The sequence below is a fragment of the Quatrionicoccus australiensis genome, assembly GCF_020510525.1.
Taxonomy (GTDB): domain Bacteria; phylum Pseudomonadota; class Gammaproteobacteria; order Burkholderiales; family Rhodocyclaceae; genus Azonexus; species Azonexus australiensis_B.
In genome coordinates, this window is record NZ_CP075188.1 from 1084928 (window position 1) to 1099269 (window position 14342).

Here is a 14342-nt window from a genome sequence, read left to right on the forward strand (position 1 = left end):
TGCCCGGCAGCGGTCGACCGGAGAAAAGAGGCGATTTTTGGAATGAGTTGATGGCTTGCGTCTTGCCGCTTACGTAGTGGGCAAAGCCTGGACAACACGATTGCGTCCTGCCTGTTTGGCGAGATAAAGCGCACGGTCGGTACGGCTGTAGAAACTTTCCAGCGTGTCGCCTGCTTCGGACAGTGCGACGCCGATCGAGGCTGTCAGATGGCCTTGCGGCATTCCCGGGTGCGGCCAGTCGGTGGCGTCGATGCGCTGGCGCAATTGTTCGGCCCAGTATTCCACGTGATCTGCATCGGCATCGGGCGACAGCACGGCGAACTCTTCGCCGCCGACGCGAAACGCCTGGTCGGCGCTGCGTCGGGCAAATGTACTCAGCAAGCGGCCGATGTGGGCTAATGCCTCGTCCCCGGCCTGGTGCCCTGACAGGTCGTTGAGCTGTTTGAAGTGATCGAGGTCGAGCAGCAGCAAGGCGGCCGGTTTGCCTTGCCGGCGAGAGCGGGCCAGTTCCTGCTGAACCACCTCGTTGAAATGGCGGCGGTTGTAGAGCCCGGTCAGTGCGTCGCGGACGGCCAGTTCGTGCAGGCTGCGATTGGCCTGCTCAAGTTCACTGGTGCGCTCGCATACCTTTTCCTCGAGTGCCTCGGCAGCATGCTTCAGGGTGGCATGGGCCAATTGTTCGGCCTCCAGTTTCTCGCTTTTCAGGCTGTTGATACGGTGGGCCAAAGCCAGTGCAAGCAGCAGGAACTCCAGCGCCGAGCCGATATTGATCGCGTGGATGGTCAACATGTTGGCTGGCAGGAGATCGAAGGCGGTGAGGTAGTAGGGCAGGGTGCCGGCGTACATGCACCCGATCGCCGCCACGTAGATGCGGGCTGTCGTGTTGCCGCACCAGGCGAGGCGGGCTCCGGCGAGCAGCAGGGTTGCCATCAGGATCAGGCCAAGCGGATTGAGCGTGGCGAACAGGCCGGTATCGGGGCTGAGCAGGGTGACGGGGATATGCAATAGCGCGCACAGCGTCAGGATCAGGGCAACCCGGAACAGCCACGGGGTTTGGCGACGCAGGTCAAGCAGGCTCCAGCTGAAGGCGGCGAGGCCGGTCAGTGCCAGTGGAACGAGAACTGCCATCGCGCTGGCGTTCCAGGCCGCTGCTTGTGGCCACAGGTACTGGAAGGCAAAGCCACGATACGAGAAGTTCCAGGCCAGGAAGCTCGCCAGGTAAACCGCATACCAGAGGAAGCTGCGTTCGCGAGTGCTGGCGAAGACCAGGAGGTTGTACAGCAGCAGAATGACTACAGCGCCGAAATAGGCGCCGTAGGCCAGCAGATCGAGTTGCATGCCGGCCAGAAAGTCCTCGCTGCGCCATAGTCGCATTGGCAGCGGGTCGTGCTCGCCATCATGGGCGTGTGCAAGGATGAGCACATCGACGCGGGTCTGCGCCGGAATCTCCAGACGCATGCTCGGGTGCCGATAGCTGATTGGCCGGCTGGCAAAGGCAATACGGTCGCCCATGCTGGCTTCGCTGAGCACGCTGTTGCCGTTCAGTACCCGGAAATGAAGATCGTCGTACAAGGGTTCGGCGACTTCGATGATGCGCGTGAGCGGTGTTGTTTCCGGATTGTGCAGAGCCAGGTGGATCCAGTAGCGGGGAGGACCGAAGCCGACATTGAGTACCGGTTCATTGACCTGTTTCCAGTGCAGTGTCGGGCTCGACATCACCTGTTGCGGATTTTCGGGGGGCGTGGACGCTGCGGCAAAACGTGCGTGCGGGGCCAGCCATGTCCAGCCACTGGTGCTGTGCTCGAGTCTGCTGACATCCAGTGCCGGATGTTCGGCATGCAGTTTGCTGTTGCCTGTCAGCAAGCAGAAAACGAGGCACAGCCAGGACAGCAGGTGGTGGTGGCGCAATATTCGCCGGTCGCACTGAAACCGGGCGGCGGTCATGTGCTGGTGATATGTGTTTTTGTCATATGGGTTCGGGATTGTAGCGGCTCGGGTCAATGGTGCGGTGGTGAAGTTGCATTGTCGGCTTTGTGACACGGCGTTTTGATTTCAACTTGTTGTTTTTAAATGAAATCGCTCCTTGGCGCGTTCCTTGCTCGGATGAAGGCAATCTCATCAGGACGATGTCCAAATGGCCGAAATCATCCAATCCAAGAAGGCGCTGGCGGTCAATCCTCTCAAGGTCAGCCAGCCGATCGGCGCTTCGCTCGCCTTTCTCGGGCTTAACCGCAGCCTGCCGCTGATGCATGGCTCGCAGGGGTGTACCGCTTTCGGCAAGGTGTTTTTCGTACGCCATTTCCGCGAGCCGATTCCACTGCAGACGACGGCGATGGATCAGGTGTCGACCATCATGGGCGCCGACGAGAACATCATCGAAGCTCTGGCGACGCTGTCCGACAAGAGCAAGCCGGACATCATCGGCCTGGTTACCACCGGTTTGTCGGAAACGCAGGGCACCGACATCCTGCGCTCGGTCAAGGAATTCCGCGCCGCGCATCCCGAGTTCGCGCATGTCGCCGTGGTGCCGGTCAATACGCCGGACTACGTCGGTTGCCTGGAAAGCGGTTACGCACTGGCCATCGAGTCGCTGATCCAGACGCTGGTGCCGCCGAGCGGTTGCGTCGGCAAGCGGCCGAAGCAGGTCAATGTGCTGGCTTCGGCAATGCTGACGCCGGGCGACATTGAGGCGATCAAGGACTGGATCGAAGCTTTCGGCCTGCGCCCGGTCGTCGTGCCGGATATCGGCGACTCGCTGGACGGCCACCTGGTTGAGGCGGAAACCTCGTCGCTGACCATAGGCGGTACGCCGCGCACGGAAATCGAGTCCATGGGCGAGTCGACCGCTACGCTGGTGATCGGCCCCTCGCTCGGCAAGGCGGCCAATATCCTGAAGGAACGTACGGGCGTGCCCGACTTCCGTTTTGATGGCCTGATGGGCCTCGATGATTGCGATGCCTTCACGCAGGCCCTGGCCGACATTTCCGGCAAACCGGTGCCGGAAAAGATCGAACGCCACCGCGCCCAGTTGCAGGACGCCATGGTCGATAGTCATTTCATGGTTGGTTTTGCCCGCATCGCGCTGGCTGCCGATCCCGACCTGCTCGGCATGCAGGTGCGCTTCCTGACCAGCATGGGCGCCGAAATCGTCAGCGCGGTGAGTCCGGCCAAGCACGAAAGCCTGGCGTCGCTGCCGATCGGGAAAGTTATCGTCGGCGATCTCGAAGACATGGAAAAGCAGGCGCGGGCAGCCGGTGCGCAGTTGGTCATCGCCAACTCGCATGCCGTCGATACCGCGCATCGTCTTGGCCTGCCGCTGCTGCGCGCCGGCTTTCCGCAGTACGACCACGTGGGCGGTTATGCCCGCACCTGGGTGGGTTACCGCGGTACGCGGCAAGCCCTTTTCGATCTCGCCAACCTGATGCTGGGGCAACACCATGAACCCGAACCCTATCGATCAAGCTACTGGGCCGACGACCGCGACAACTGCGGCCCCGGCAAACAACATGTCATCTCGTCGTCTGCAGCTGGTCTGGTCCACTAAGCAGGAGCCCGCTGCCATGATCAAGGTTGCCTTCGCCACCACCGACCGCCTGCGCGTCAATCAGCACTTCGGTGCCGCCGAAGCCTTTGCCATCTACGAGGTGACGCCCGACAAGGCGACCCTGGTCGGCATCGGTGAGTTCGCCGAGGAGGCCATGGACGGCAACGAGGACAAGTTGATCGCCAAGGTCGATTTCCTCGAAGGTTGTGCCGCGGTCTACGTCATGGCGATCGGCGCCTCGGCGATCAAGAAACTGATGGCCAAGGGTATTCAGCCGATCCGCACCAATGAGGTCGATGCGGTCGACGACCTGCTGGGCGAGATTTCCCGGGCGATGAACGAAGGTGGCGTGGCCTGGGTTGATCGGGCCGTTGCCCTGCAGGCCAAGAAGACCGAGGACCGCTTCGCCAGCATGGAAGAAGAGGGTTGGCAGGGATGAGTGCCGGCATGATCGAACATCGCGGCATCGTCCAGCGCATGGAGGCAGACCAGGCGATCGTCGCCATGGAAACCGCCGGCTGTTCGTCCTGCGGTCAGGGCGGTTCCTGCGGCATCGGCAAGATGGCGAGCGGGCGGGCGGCAACCTTGCTGACCCTGCCGGCCGGGCCGGATCTGCGGGTTGGTGACGCGGTCAGCATCGTTCTGCCGCAAAGCCGCCTGACGCTTTCTGCCTTGCTCGGCTATCTCTTTCCCGCCTTCGCCATGCTGCTCGGCGCCGGGCTCGGTGCGACGCTCGACGGTAGCGATGCCGCCACGGCACTCGGTGCCATTGCCGGCTTTCTCGGGGCGCTCGTCATTTCCCGCGTTGCGATCAGCCTGATTCCCGGTTTGTTGCCGACACCGCAACTGATTTCCCTATCCAGTCATTCAAATGTTTCACAACAGGAGTTTCACCATGAGCACTGATCCGATCTTCGAAACCGACTTCGTCAAGGAAATGGCTCGCCAGATGCGCGCCCTGGATACCTACGGCACCTACACGGGCTGGACGGTCGAAAAGATCCTCGATCCCTACATCCTGACCAAGGAACGCAAGGCCGGCATCCCGCTGATCGGTGATCCGGATGACGAGACCATTTCGCGCGTCAAGGCCTTCTACAACGCGATCGCCGTATTGATCGAGAAGGAATGCAAGCTGCTCGCCGTGCCCCTCGTCCATCTGACGCACGAAGGCTTCGGTCGTTCGATCATCACCGTCGGCAAGCTGGTTGCCGTTGAAAAGACGCTGCGCGACGTGCATCGCTTCGGCTTCCCGAGCCTGTCCAAGATGAAGGACGAAGCCGACAAGCTGCTCGGCATCGCCCTTGAGCGGATCGGGCAATACCCCGAAGTCGCCGGGCTCTGAGCGGTCGACACCTTTTTTATCGTCAAAATCGTCGTCACAGGGAGGTTAGCTTGACCGAGGAAGAAATCAAAAACTTGGACAAGGAAGTCAAAAAGCTCAAACGCATTGCGTCCGAGTGGGCATCGCAAATGCACGATCTGGTTGAGGATCGTCTGCCCGCCGGTTATCTCGAAATCCCGGGCATCGCCCAATCCACGTTCGACGCCTGCGAGGCATGGGCGAAAGCCAATGCCAAGCTGGCAGCCATTCAGAAAGGTTAAATCATGAGTTCCTACACTGCTCTTACCCGTGGCGGCGATGCCTGGGTTCCCGAGTTCGTCACCGCCATCAATCAGGAGAAGTGCATCGGCTGCGGCCGTTGCTACAAGGTCTGCCCGCGCGACGTGCTCGACCTGATCGATTCCGATGCCGATGATGACGAAGACGAAAGCGCAGCGGCCAAGATGAGCATCAAGGATGCCAACGACTGCATCGGCTGCGGCGCCTGCAACCGCGTCTGCCCGAAGCTCTGCTACACCTACGCGCCGATGGCTGCCTGAGTTTGAGCAGCATGCCGAATGCCAGCGGTCCGGCCAGACCGGACCCGGTTCTCGGTAGTGAGCTCTGCCTGGCGATTCGCCGGCAGGTGGAAAAACTCGGCCTCGAGATCGGCAATGAGCCGGTCTGGGCCGAGGCCGCCTTTGTCGAACAGGCTGACCCCTATTCCGGGGAGCGCAGCCTGGTCGGCACCTGGCGCGGCAAGGCCCGCTATGGCACGGTGACCCTGTTTCCGGACGGTCGGGTCTTCGCCGAGTATCAAGTGCTGTTGCCGCACCCTGCGTTGCCTGGGCACTATGTTGAGGCAGTCCAGGTCTGGGGGCGTGCCGGTGCGTTGAAAGGCGATCCGGTGATAGCCGCGTTTGCCGCTTGATCCGTATTTATCCTGGAGCTGCATATATATATGAGCGAAACCACTGAACTGCCTCGCCTGATCATCCTGCACAAGCAAAGTACCAGTGCCCGGGTTCGCTTCATGACGCTCGGCGACAGTGTGCTCGCCTTTTCTCCTTTGCCGGAGCAGGCGCTCCTGAGCGACGAGGCTTACTCGCCGACGCTGCAGTTTCATCCGACTGCCGCGTTGCGTGCCGCCGAGAAGCAGCTTGGTCTGCCCGAAGGCGGACTGGAGCCGGTTGCCGAATTCTGTGTCTGGGTCGATACCGCGGACGGCGATCAGGCTGTTTTGCTGGCTGCCTGTACCAGCATCGATCCGCCGTTTGAAGCGGCGGAAAAACAGGGCGGGAAATTCATCGCCATTACCGAGGCGCGCCGCCTGCCTTTGCTTGAGCGCGAACTCTTGCGACGCGCTTACGAACATCTTTTGGGGTGATTGTCGCAAAAGCGACAAAGCGTCGTTGCGCAACAAGTCAATGGATTCAATTGTTTATGGGTTTTTCCCGGCATGGCACAGGGCTTGCAATGATTAGCCCATCTACTCTGGGAGAAACGCCATGATCAATCTGACCCCCGCTGCCGTTAAAGCCGTACAACGCTTTATTCGTGGTTCTGAAACGCCGGTTATCGGCCTGCGCCTGGTTATTTCGGGTGGTGGCTGCTCCGGCCTGCAATATGGCATGAAGCTCGAAGCCGAGAAGGCCGAGGATGACTGGGAGCTGGAAATCGACGGCGTCAAATTGCTGGTCGATCCGATGACCATGCCGATGATCGACAACGTCACGGTCGATTTCATCGACACCCTGACCCATACCGGCTTCAAATTCGACAACCCCAACGCCAGCGCCCAGTGTTCCTGCGGCTCCTCGTTCTCGGTTTAAGGAGCAGACAACATGTGGGAATACTCTGACAAGGTTCGCGAACACTTCTTCAACCCGCGCAACTCCGGCCCGCTTGAAGAAGCCAACGGTATCGGCGACGTCGGTTCCATCCAGTGCGGCGATGCGCTGCGCCTGATGCTCAAGGTCGATCCGGAAACCGAGATCATTCAGGATGCGCACTTCCAGACTTTCGGCTGCGGTTCGGCGATCGCTTCTTCCTCGGCGCTGACCGAAATCATCAAGGGCATGACCCTGGACCAGGCACTTGAAGTGTCAAACCAGAACATCGCCGACTATCTCGACGGCCTGCCGCCGGAAAAGATGCACTGTTCGGTGATGGGCCGTGAAGCCCTGCAGGCCGCCATTGCCAACTACCGTGGCGAGGAGTGGTCCGACGACCACGAAGAAGGCGCCCTGATTTGCAAGTGCTTTGCCATCGACGCGGTGATGATCGAAGACGTGGTCAAGGCCAATAACCTGAACACGGTTGAAGAGGTCACCTTCTATACCAAGGCCGGCGGTGGTTGTGCTGCCTGTCACGAAGGTATCGAGGAAATTCTCGCCAAGGTCATGGCCGAGCGCGCCGGCCCGGGCGAAGTCTCGCCGCCGCCGGCTTGCCCGGCAACACCGGAAGCACCGAAGCCGCCGGTCAAGAAGCTGTCGATTGTTGAGAAGATCGCCAAGATCCAGGAAGTGCTGGAGTCGGTCCGTCCGATGCTGCAGCGTGACCACGGTGACGTTGAACTGGCCGACGTGCAGGGCAAGAAGATCTATGTGCACCTGAAGGGTGCCTGTTCCGGCTGCATGATGGAAGCGGCCACGCTGGGCGGCATTCAGCAGAAGATGATCGAAACGCTGGGCGAACTCGTGCAGGTCCTGCCGTCCTCGCACATGCCGGCCGACGCGTAAGAATCCCCAATCCCGACAGAGAAACCAAAGGACTGCGCCATGGAACCGATCTATCTCGACAACAACGCCACGACGCGCTGCGATCCCGCCGTCGTGCAAGCCATGCTTCCTTTCTTCACCGAGCATTTCGGTAACGCCTCGTCGATTCATGCCTTCGGCAGTGAAGTCGGCAAGGCGCTGAAGAAAGCCCGCGGTCAGATTCAGGCGCTGCTCGGTGCCGAACACGACTCGGAAATCATCTTTACTTCCTGTGGTACCGAGTCCGACTCGACCGCGATTCTCTCTGCGCTCAAGGCGCAACCGGAGCGCAATACGGTCATTACGACCAATGTCGAGCATCCGGCCATCCTGACGCTGTGCGAATGGCTGGAGAAGGAAGGTTATATCGTCCACAAGCTCAAGGTGGACAAGAAGGGGCGGATCGACATCGACGAATACAAGTCGCTGTTGAACGACCGTGTCGCCATCGTTTCCGTGATGTGGGCCAACAATGAGACTGGTACGATTTTCCCGGTGGAAGAAATGGCCGAGCTGGCCAGCGCCAAAGGCATTATGTTCCACACCGATGCCGTGCAAGCCGTTGGCAAGATTCCCATCGATCTGAAAAGCACCAAGATCGACATGCTGTCGCTCTCCGGCCACAAGCTGCACGCGCCAAAGGGGATAGGCGTCCTCTATCTGCGCCGTGGTTGCCGCTTCCGCCCGCTGTTGCGTGGCGGTCATCAGGAGCGCGGTCGCCGGGCCGGTACCGAAAACTCGGCTTCCATCGTCGGCCTCGGCGTTGCCTGTGAATTGGCGATGCAGCATATGGAAGAAGAGAACACCACGGTCAAGCGTCTGCGCGACAAGCTGGAAAAAGGCCTGCTCAGCCAGATCACACATTGCTTCCCGACCGGTGATGTCTCTAACCGCCTGCCCAATACCTGCAATATCGCCTTCGAGTACATCGAAGGTGAGGGCATTCTGATGCTGCTCAACAAGGTGGGCATTGCCGGCAGTTCGGGTTCTGCCTGTACCTCCGGCTCGCTCGAGCCTTCGCATGTGATGCGGGCGATGGGAATTCCCTACACCGCCGCCCATGGCACGATCCGTTTCTCTCTGTCGCGTTACAACACCGAAGCGGAAATCGACCGGGTGATCGCGGAAGTCCCGCCCATCGTTGCCCAGCTGCGCAAACTTTCTCCGTACTGGAGTGACAAGGGGCCGGTTGCCAATCCCGAGGCCGCCTTCGCTCCGACTTACGCCTGACGACACCAGTTCTCTCTCAGCAGTAACCTCGGTTGGCCCCGGAAGCGATTCCGGGGCCCTTTTTTGTCTACAGCCGGGATAAGCGGGTGAAAGTGCGAAAAGCCGCCTAAAAGAGACGAATTCAATTAATTTTGAAAACAGTATTGACCGTGTGCCGAAGATCTATATAATGCGCGGCTCCTTGCAGCGCTTGGTTCTACGGGCGGTGGAGGGAGGAAGTGGTGGTTTGAGTTTTGGCGGGTTGAGCAGAAAAAAGATTTCAAATTTTGCTTGACGGTTTAGCTGAAGTTCTTCATAATCTCGCTTCTCTGCTGCTGACGGATTTAACGAGACGGCGCGGTGGAAATGATCTTTAACAATTTGAACAACCGATAGGTGTGGGTGCCTTGATGCTAGTGGCTTAGGTCACACAAAAGTATTAAAGGCAATCACACGGATGGAGAGATCCATCGAGGTAGAAGTTAAATTCTACCGTCAGTGAATTGTGAGTAGTAATGTTGGATTGAACTGAAGAGTTTGATCCTGGCTCAGATTGAACGCTGGCGGCATGCCTTACACATGCAAGTCGAACGGCAGCACGGGAGCAATCCTGGTGGCGAGTGGCGAACGGGTGAGTAATGTATCGGAACGTACCATTGAGTGGGGGATAACGTAGCGAAAGTTACGCTAATACCGCATATACCCTGAGGGGGAAAGCAGGGGATCGCAAGACCTTGTGCTCTTTGAGCGGCCGATATCAGATTAGCTAGTTGGTGAGGTAAAGGCTCACCAAGGCGACGATCTGTAGCGGGTCTGAGAGGATGATCCGCCACACTGGAACTGAGACACGGTCCAGACTCCTACGGGAGGCAGCAGTGGGGAATTTTGGACAATGGGGGCAACCCTGATCCAGCCATGCCGCGTGAGTGAAGAAGGCCTTCGGGTTGTAAAGCTCTTTCGGCCGGGAGGAAATCGCATCAGTTAATACCTGGTGTGGATGACAGTACCGGAATAAGAAGCACCGGCTAACTACGTGCCAGCAGCCGCGGTAATACGTAGGGTGCGAGCGTTAATCGGAATTACTGGGCGTAAAGCGTGCGCAGGCGGTTTTTTAAGACAGGCGTGAAATCCCCGGGCTCAACCTGGGAACTGCGCTTGTGACTGGAAGGCTAGAGTATGGCAGAGGGGGGTGGAATTCCACGTGTAGCAGTGAAATGCGTAGAGATGTGGAGGAACACCGATGGCGAAGGCAGCCCCCTGGGCCAATACTGACGCTCATGCACGAAAGCGTGGGGAGCAAACAGGATTAGATACCCTGGTAGTCCACGCCCTAAACGATGTCAACTAGGTGTTGGGTGGGTAAAACCATTTAGTACCGGAGCTAACGCGTGAAGTTGACCGCCTGGGGAGTACGGCCGCAAGGTTAAAACTCAAAGGAATTGACGGGGACCCGCACAAGCGGTGGATGATGTGGATTAATTCGATGCAACGCGAAAAACCTTACCTACCCTTGACATGTCCAGGAGCCTGAAGAGATTTGGGTGTGCCCGAAAGGGAACTGGAACACAGGTGCTGCATGGCTGTCGTCAGCTCGTGTCGTGAGATGTTGGGTTAAGTCCCGCAACGAGCGCAACCCTTGTCGTTAATTGCCATCATTTAGTTGGGCACTTTAACGAGACTGCCGGTGACAAACCGGAGGAAGGTGGGGATGACGTCAAGTCCTCATGGCCCTTATGGGTAGGGCTTCACACGTCATACAATGGTCGGTACAAAGGGTTGCCAAGCCGCGAGGTGGAGCTAATCCCAGAAAGCCGATCGTAGTCCGGATCGTAGGCTGCAACTCGCCTGCGTGAAGTCGGAATCGCTAGTAATCGTGGATCAGCATGTCACGGTGAATACGTTCCCGGGTCTTGTACACACCGCCCGTCACACCATGGGAGCGGGTTCCGCCAGAAGTAGGTAGCCTAACCGCAAGGGGGGCGCTTACCACGGCGGGGTTCGTGACTGGGGTGAAGTCGTAACAAGGTAGCCGTAGGGGAACCTGCGGCTGGATCACCTCCTTTCTAGAGAAAGCATCTCTGGCACCCACAACCTATCGGTTGTTCAATGAGTAGCAAACAGACGAGGGTCTGTAGCTCAGTCGGTTAGAGCACCGTCTTGATAAGGCGGGGGTCGTTGGTTCGATTCCAACCAGACCCACCAACGTCAAATCAAGTAAGCGAGCAGTACGAGGCGCGAGACATCGCCGCATACCTTGGTATGCAAGATGTTGAGCAACGACGTAATGCGAAGCTTAACGGGGGATTAGCTCAGCTGGGAGAGCACCTGCTTTGCAAGCAGGGGGTCAACGGTTCGATCCCGTTATCCTCCACCAGAACCTAAAGATAAGCAGCGATGTTTATCTTTAGCTTTTGAGGAATCAATTGCTACGCTCTTTAACAAATTGGAAGAAGGTTGTGTCACTCGTGCTGATGAGGCATGGGTGATGCGTTGTGATTGCATCTGTAACGTCTTCGGACGATACAGCACAAATATGAGTTTGCCTGTAGCCGCTCTCGTTAAGAGAGTACAAGGTTATAGGATCAAGCGACTAAGTGCATGTGGTGGATGCCTTGGCGATCACAGGCGATGAAGGACGTGCAAGCCTGCGAAAAGCGGGGGGGAGCTGGCAATGAAGCTTTGATCCCCCGATATCCGAATGGGGAAACCCACCTCTTATGAGGTATCCCTGACTGAATACATAGGTCAGGGAGGCGAACCCGGTGAACTGAAACATCTAAGTAGCCGGAGGAAAATAAATCAACCGAGATTCCCCAAGTAGTGGCGAGCGAACGGGGAGCAGCCTGCTAGTGATAGCGGAATGGTTAATGGAACGGAATGGAAAGTCCGGCCGTAGTGGGTGATAGCCCCGTACATGAAAACCAATCCGTGGTACTAAGTTAGCGAAAAGTAGGGCGGGGCACGTGAAACCTTGTCTGAACATGGGGGGACCATCCTCCAAGGCTAAATACTCGTGATCGACCGATAGTGAACTAGTACCGTGAGGGAAAGGCGAAAAGAACCCCGGGAGGGGAGTGAAATAGATCCTGAAACCGCATGCATACAAACAGTGGGAGCCGACTTGTTCGGTGACTGCGTACCTTTTGTATAATGGGTCAGCGACTTACGTTGTGTTGCGAGCTTAACCGAATAGGGGAGGCGTAGCGAAAGCGAGTCTGATAAGGGCGTTTAGTAGCACGGCGTAGACCCGAAACCGGATGATCTATCCATGGCCAGGATGAAGGTGCCGTAACAGGTACTGGAGGTCCGAACCCACTAATGTTGAAAAATTAGGGGATGAGCTGTGGATAGGGGTGAAAGGCTAAACAAATCCGGAAATAGCTGGTTCTCCCCGAAAACTATTTAGGTAGTGCGTCACATATCACCAACGGGGGTAAAGCACTGTTATGGCTAGGGGGTCATCGCGACTTACCAAACCATGGCAAACTCTGAATACCGTTGAGTGCGAGTGTGGCAGACAGACAGTGGGTGCTAACGTCCATTGTCAAGAGGGAAACAACCCAGACCGCCAGCTAAGGTCCCCAAGACACAGTTAAGTGGGAAACGAAGTGGGAAGGCATAGACAGCTAGGAGGTTGGCTTAGAAGCAGCCATCCTTTAAAGAAAGCGTAATAGCTCACTAGTCGAGTCGTCCTGCGCGGAAGATGTAACGGGGCTCAAACTGTGCACCGAAGCTGCGGATATCGAAAGATATGGTAGGGGAGCGTTCTGTAGGTCTGTGAAGGTGACTTGAGAAGGTTGCTGGAGATATCAGAAGTGCGAATGCTGACATGAGTAGCGATAAAGGGAGTGAAAAGCTCCCTCGCCGAAAGCCCAAGGTTTCCTACGCAACGTTCATCGGCGTAGGGTGAGTCGGCCCCTAAGGCGAGGCAGAAATGCGTAGTCGATGGGAAACAGGTCAATATTCCTGTACCGATTCTAGATGCGATGTGGGGACGGAGAAGGTTAGGTCAGCCATCTGTTGGAATAGGTGGTTTAAGCGTGTAGGAGTGTCCCTTAGGCAAATCCGGGGGAATTATCTGAGGCGTGACGACGAGGCACTACGGTGCTGAAGTGATTGATACCAAGCTTCCAGGAAAAGCCACTAAGCTTCAGTCTAGAATTGACCGTACCGCAAACCGACACAGGTGGGCAGGATGAAAATTCTAAGGCGCTTGAGAGAACTCAGGAGAAGGAACTCGGCAAATTAACACCGTAACTTCGGGAGAAGGTGTGCCCCGGTAGGGTATAAGTCCTCGCGACGAAAGCCCGATGGGGTTGCAGTGAAATGGTGGCTGCGACTGTTTAATAAAAACACAGCACTCTGCAAACACGAAAGTGGACGTATAGGGTGTGACGCCTGCCCGGTGCCGGAAGGTTAAGTGATGGGGTGCAAGCTCTTGATCGAAGCCCCGGTAAACGGCGGCCGTAACTATAACGGTCCTAAGGTAGCGAAATTCCTTGTCGGGTAAGTTCCGACCTGCACGAATGGCGTAACGATGGCCACACTGTCTCCTCCTGAGACTCAGCGAAGTTGAAATGTTTGTGAAGATGCAATCTCCCCGCGGCAAGACGGAAAGACCCCATGAACCTTTACTGTAGCTTTGCATTGGACTTTGAATCGGTCTGTGTAGGATAGGTGGGAGGCTGTGAAACCGGGACGCTAGTTTCGGTGGAGCCAACCTTGAAATACCACCCTGATTTATTTGAGGTTCTAACCTTGATCCGTGAATCCGGATCGGGGACCGTGCATGGTGGGCAGTTTGACTGGGGCGGTCTCCTCCCAAAAGGTAACGGAGGAGTACGAAGGTACGCTTAGGACGGTCGGACATCGTCCATAAAGTGCAATGGCAAAAGCGTGCTTGACTGCGAGACCCACAAGTCGAGCAGGTGCGAAAGCAGGTCATAGTGATCCGGTGGTTCTGTATGGAAGGGCCATCGCTCAACGGATAAAAGGTACTCTGGGGATAACAGGCTGATACCGCCCAAGAGTTCATATCGACGGCGGTGTTTGGCACCTCGATGTCGGCTCATCTCATCCTGGGGCTGTAGCCGGTCCCAAGGGTATGGCTGTTCGCCATTTAAAGAGGTACGTGAGCTGGGTTTAAAACGTCGTGAGACAGTTTGGTCCCTATCTGCCGTGGGCGCTGGAAATTTGAAGGGGGCTGCTCCTAGTACGAGAGGACCGGAGTGGACGAACCTCTGGTGTACCGGTTATGACGCCAGTCGTATCGCCGGGTAGCTATGTTCGGAAGAGATAAACGCTGAAAGCATCTAAGCGTGAAACTCGCCTTAAGATGAGATTTCCCGGAGTCTTGAACTCCTTAAAGGGTCGTCGAAGACCACGACGTTGATAGGTCAGGTGTGGAAGCGCAGTAATGCGTTAAGCTAACTGATACTAATTGCCCGTACGGCTTGATCCTATAACCTTGTAATACACTGCAAGCAATACTCATAGCAGTCACAAC

The 14342-nt window shown here is 57.2% G+C and carries 13 protein-coding genes, 2 tRNA genes and 2 rRNA genes; 16 read left to right on the top strand and 1 reads right to left on the bottom strand.

Annotated features, from left to right (window positions below; translation table 11 throughout):
* Positions 1–69: 69 nt before the first annotated feature.
* Positions 70–1716 (bottom strand): sensor domain-containing diguanylate cyclase, encoded by a 1647-nt coding sequence (locus KI612_RS05285; protein WP_404818078.1) that lies wholly within the window; start codon positions 1714–1716, stop codon positions 70–72.
* A 120-nt stretch (positions 1717–1836) separates the two neighbouring features.
* Here KI612_RS05285 and KI612_RS05290 point away from each other — a divergent pair, with 120 nt between their 5' ends.
* The 16 genes from KI612_RS05290 (at position 1837) to KI612_RS05365 (ending at position 14297) form a co-directional block, all read left to right on the top strand.
* Positions 1837–2037 carry a hypothetical protein gene (locus KI612_RS05290; RefSeq protein ID WP_226444328.1) on the top strand — a complete coding sequence of 67 codons (201 nt, stop codon included), beginning with the start codon at positions 1837–1839 and terminating at the stop codon, positions 2035–2037.
* 97 nt (positions 2038–2134) lie between these two features.
* Positions 2135–3544, top strand: a complete 1410-nt coding sequence (gene nifN / locus KI612_RS05295) for a nitrogenase iron-molybdenum cofactor biosynthesis protein NifN (protein WP_226442783.1) — start codon at positions 2135–2137, stop codon at positions 3542–3544.
* Positions 3545–3560: 16 nt separating this feature from the next.
* Positions 3561–3983: a NifB/NifX family molybdenum-iron cluster-binding protein gene (locus KI612_RS05300; RefSeq protein WP_226442784.1), complete on the top strand. Its 423-nt coding sequence runs from the start codon at positions 3561–3563 to the stop codon at positions 3981–3983.
* Between the two features lie 8 nt (positions 3984–3991).
* Positions 3992–4450, top strand: coding sequence for a SoxR reducing system RseC family protein (locus tag KI612_RS05305; RefSeq protein ID WP_226442785.1), 459 nt, complete (start codon positions 3992–3994; stop codon positions 4448–4450).
* On the top strand, positions 4440–4889 hold the full coding sequence (locus KI612_RS05310) for a NifX-associated nitrogen fixation protein (RefSeq protein WP_226442786.1): 450 nt from the start codon (positions 4440–4442) through the stop codon (positions 4887–4889). The genes KI612_RS05305 and KI612_RS05310 overlap by 11 nt, the downstream gene beginning before the upstream one ends.
* A gap of 50 nt (positions 4890–4939) precedes the next feature.
* Complete coding sequence (locus KI612_RS05315) at positions 4940–5149, top strand: CCE_0567 family metalloprotein (RefSeq protein WP_226442787.1); 210 nt, start codon at positions 4940–4942, stop codon at positions 5147–5149.
* 3 nt (positions 5150–5152) lie between these two features.
* Positions 5153–5428 carry a ferredoxin III, nif-specific gene (gene fdxB / locus KI612_RS05320; protein WP_226442788.1) on the top strand — a complete coding sequence of 92 codons (276 nt, stop codon included), beginning with the start codon at positions 5153–5155 and terminating at the stop codon, positions 5426–5428.
* A gap of 11 nt (positions 5429–5439) precedes the next feature.
* Positions 5440–5799 carry a hypothetical protein gene (locus KI612_RS05325; protein ID WP_226442789.1) on the top strand — a complete coding sequence of 120 codons (360 nt, stop codon included), beginning with the start codon at positions 5440–5442 and terminating at the stop codon, positions 5797–5799.
* A gap of 30 nt (positions 5800–5829) precedes the next feature.
* Entirely contained in the window at positions 5830–6255 is a 426-nt protein-coding gene (locus KI612_RS05330; RefSeq protein WP_226442790.1) for a hypothetical protein, read from the top strand.
* Between the two features lie 121 nt (positions 6256–6376).
* Positions 6377–6700, top strand: a complete 324-nt coding sequence (locus tag KI612_RS05335; RefSeq protein ID WP_226442791.1) for a HesB/IscA family protein — start codon at positions 6377–6379, stop codon at positions 6698–6700.
* 12 nt (positions 6701–6712) lie between these two features.
* A complete protein-coding gene (gene nifU, locus KI612_RS05340; protein WP_226442792.1) occupies positions 6713–7609 on the top strand; it encodes a Fe-S cluster assembly protein NifU in 897 nt (298 codons plus the stop codon).
* 39 nt (positions 7610–7648) lie between these two features.
* Entirely contained in the window at positions 7649–8857 is a 1209-nt protein-coding gene (gene nifS, locus KI612_RS05345) for a cysteine desulfurase NifS (protein WP_226442793.1), read from the top strand.
* A 504-nt stretch (positions 8858–9361) separates the two neighbouring features.
* A 16S ribosomal RNA gene (locus tag KI612_RS05350) occupies positions 9362–10899 on the top strand.
* A gap of 62 nt (positions 10900–10961) precedes the next feature.
* Positions 10962–11038, top strand: a tRNA-Ile gene (locus KI612_RS05355).
* Positions 11039–11134: 96 nt separating this feature from the next.
* Positions 11135–11210, top strand: a tRNA-Ala gene (locus tag KI612_RS05360).
* A gap of 206 nt (positions 11211–11416) precedes the next feature.
* A 23S ribosomal RNA gene (locus KI612_RS05365) occupies positions 11417–14297 on the top strand.
* Together the 16S and 23S rRNA genes with 2 tRNA genes alongside form the textbook arrangement of a ribosomal RNA operon.
* The last annotated feature ends 45 nt before the right edge of the window (positions 14298–14342 follow it).

Bases quoted from the DNA above. Each gene is read 5' to 3' on its own strand.
- KI612_RS05325 (WP_226442789.1), top strand. From the start codon at position 5,440: ATGCCGAATGCCAGCGGTCCGGCCAGACCGGACCCGGTTCTCGGTAGT.
- fdxB (WP_226442788.1), top strand. From the start codon at position 5,153: ATGAGTTCCTACACTGCTCTTACCCGTGGCGGCGATGCCTGGGTTCCC.
- KI612_RS05330 (WP_226442790.1), top strand. From the start codon at position 5,830: ATGAGCGAAACCACTGAACTGCCTCGCCTGATCATCCTGCACAAGCAA.
- nifU (WP_226442792.1), top strand. From the start codon at position 6,713: ATGTGGGAATACTCTGACAAGGTTCGCGAACACTTCTTCAACCCGCGC.
- KI612_RS05335 (WP_226442791.1), top strand. From the start codon at position 6,377: ATGATCAATCTGACCCCCGCTGCCGTTAAAGCCGTACAACGCTTTATT.
- nifN (WP_226442783.1), top strand. From the start codon at position 2,135: ATGGCCGAAATCATCCAATCCAAGAAGGCGCTGGCGGTCAATCCTCTC.
- KI612_RS05310 (WP_226442786.1), top strand. From the start codon at position 4,440: ATGAGCACTGATCCGATCTTCGAAACCGACTTCGTCAAGGAAATGGCT.
- nifS (WP_226442793.1), top strand. From the start codon at position 7,649: ATGGAACCGATCTATCTCGACAACAACGCCACGACGCGCTGCGATCCC.
- KI612_RS05305 (WP_226442785.1), top strand. From the start codon at position 3,992: ATGATCGAACATCGCGGCATCGTCCAGCGCATGGAGGCAGACCAGGCG.
- KI612_RS05285 (WP_404818078.1), bottom strand. From the start codon at position 1,716: ATGTCGAGCCCGACACTGCACTGGAAACAGGTCAATGAACCGGTACTC.
- KI612_RS05300 (WP_226442784.1), top strand. From the start codon at position 3,561: ATGATCAAGGTTGCCTTCGCCACCACCGACCGCCTGCGCGTCAATCAG.
- KI612_RS05290 (WP_226444328.1), top strand. From the start codon at position 1,837: ATGCAGTTTGCTGTTGCCTGTCAGCAAGCAGAAAACGAGGCACAGCCA.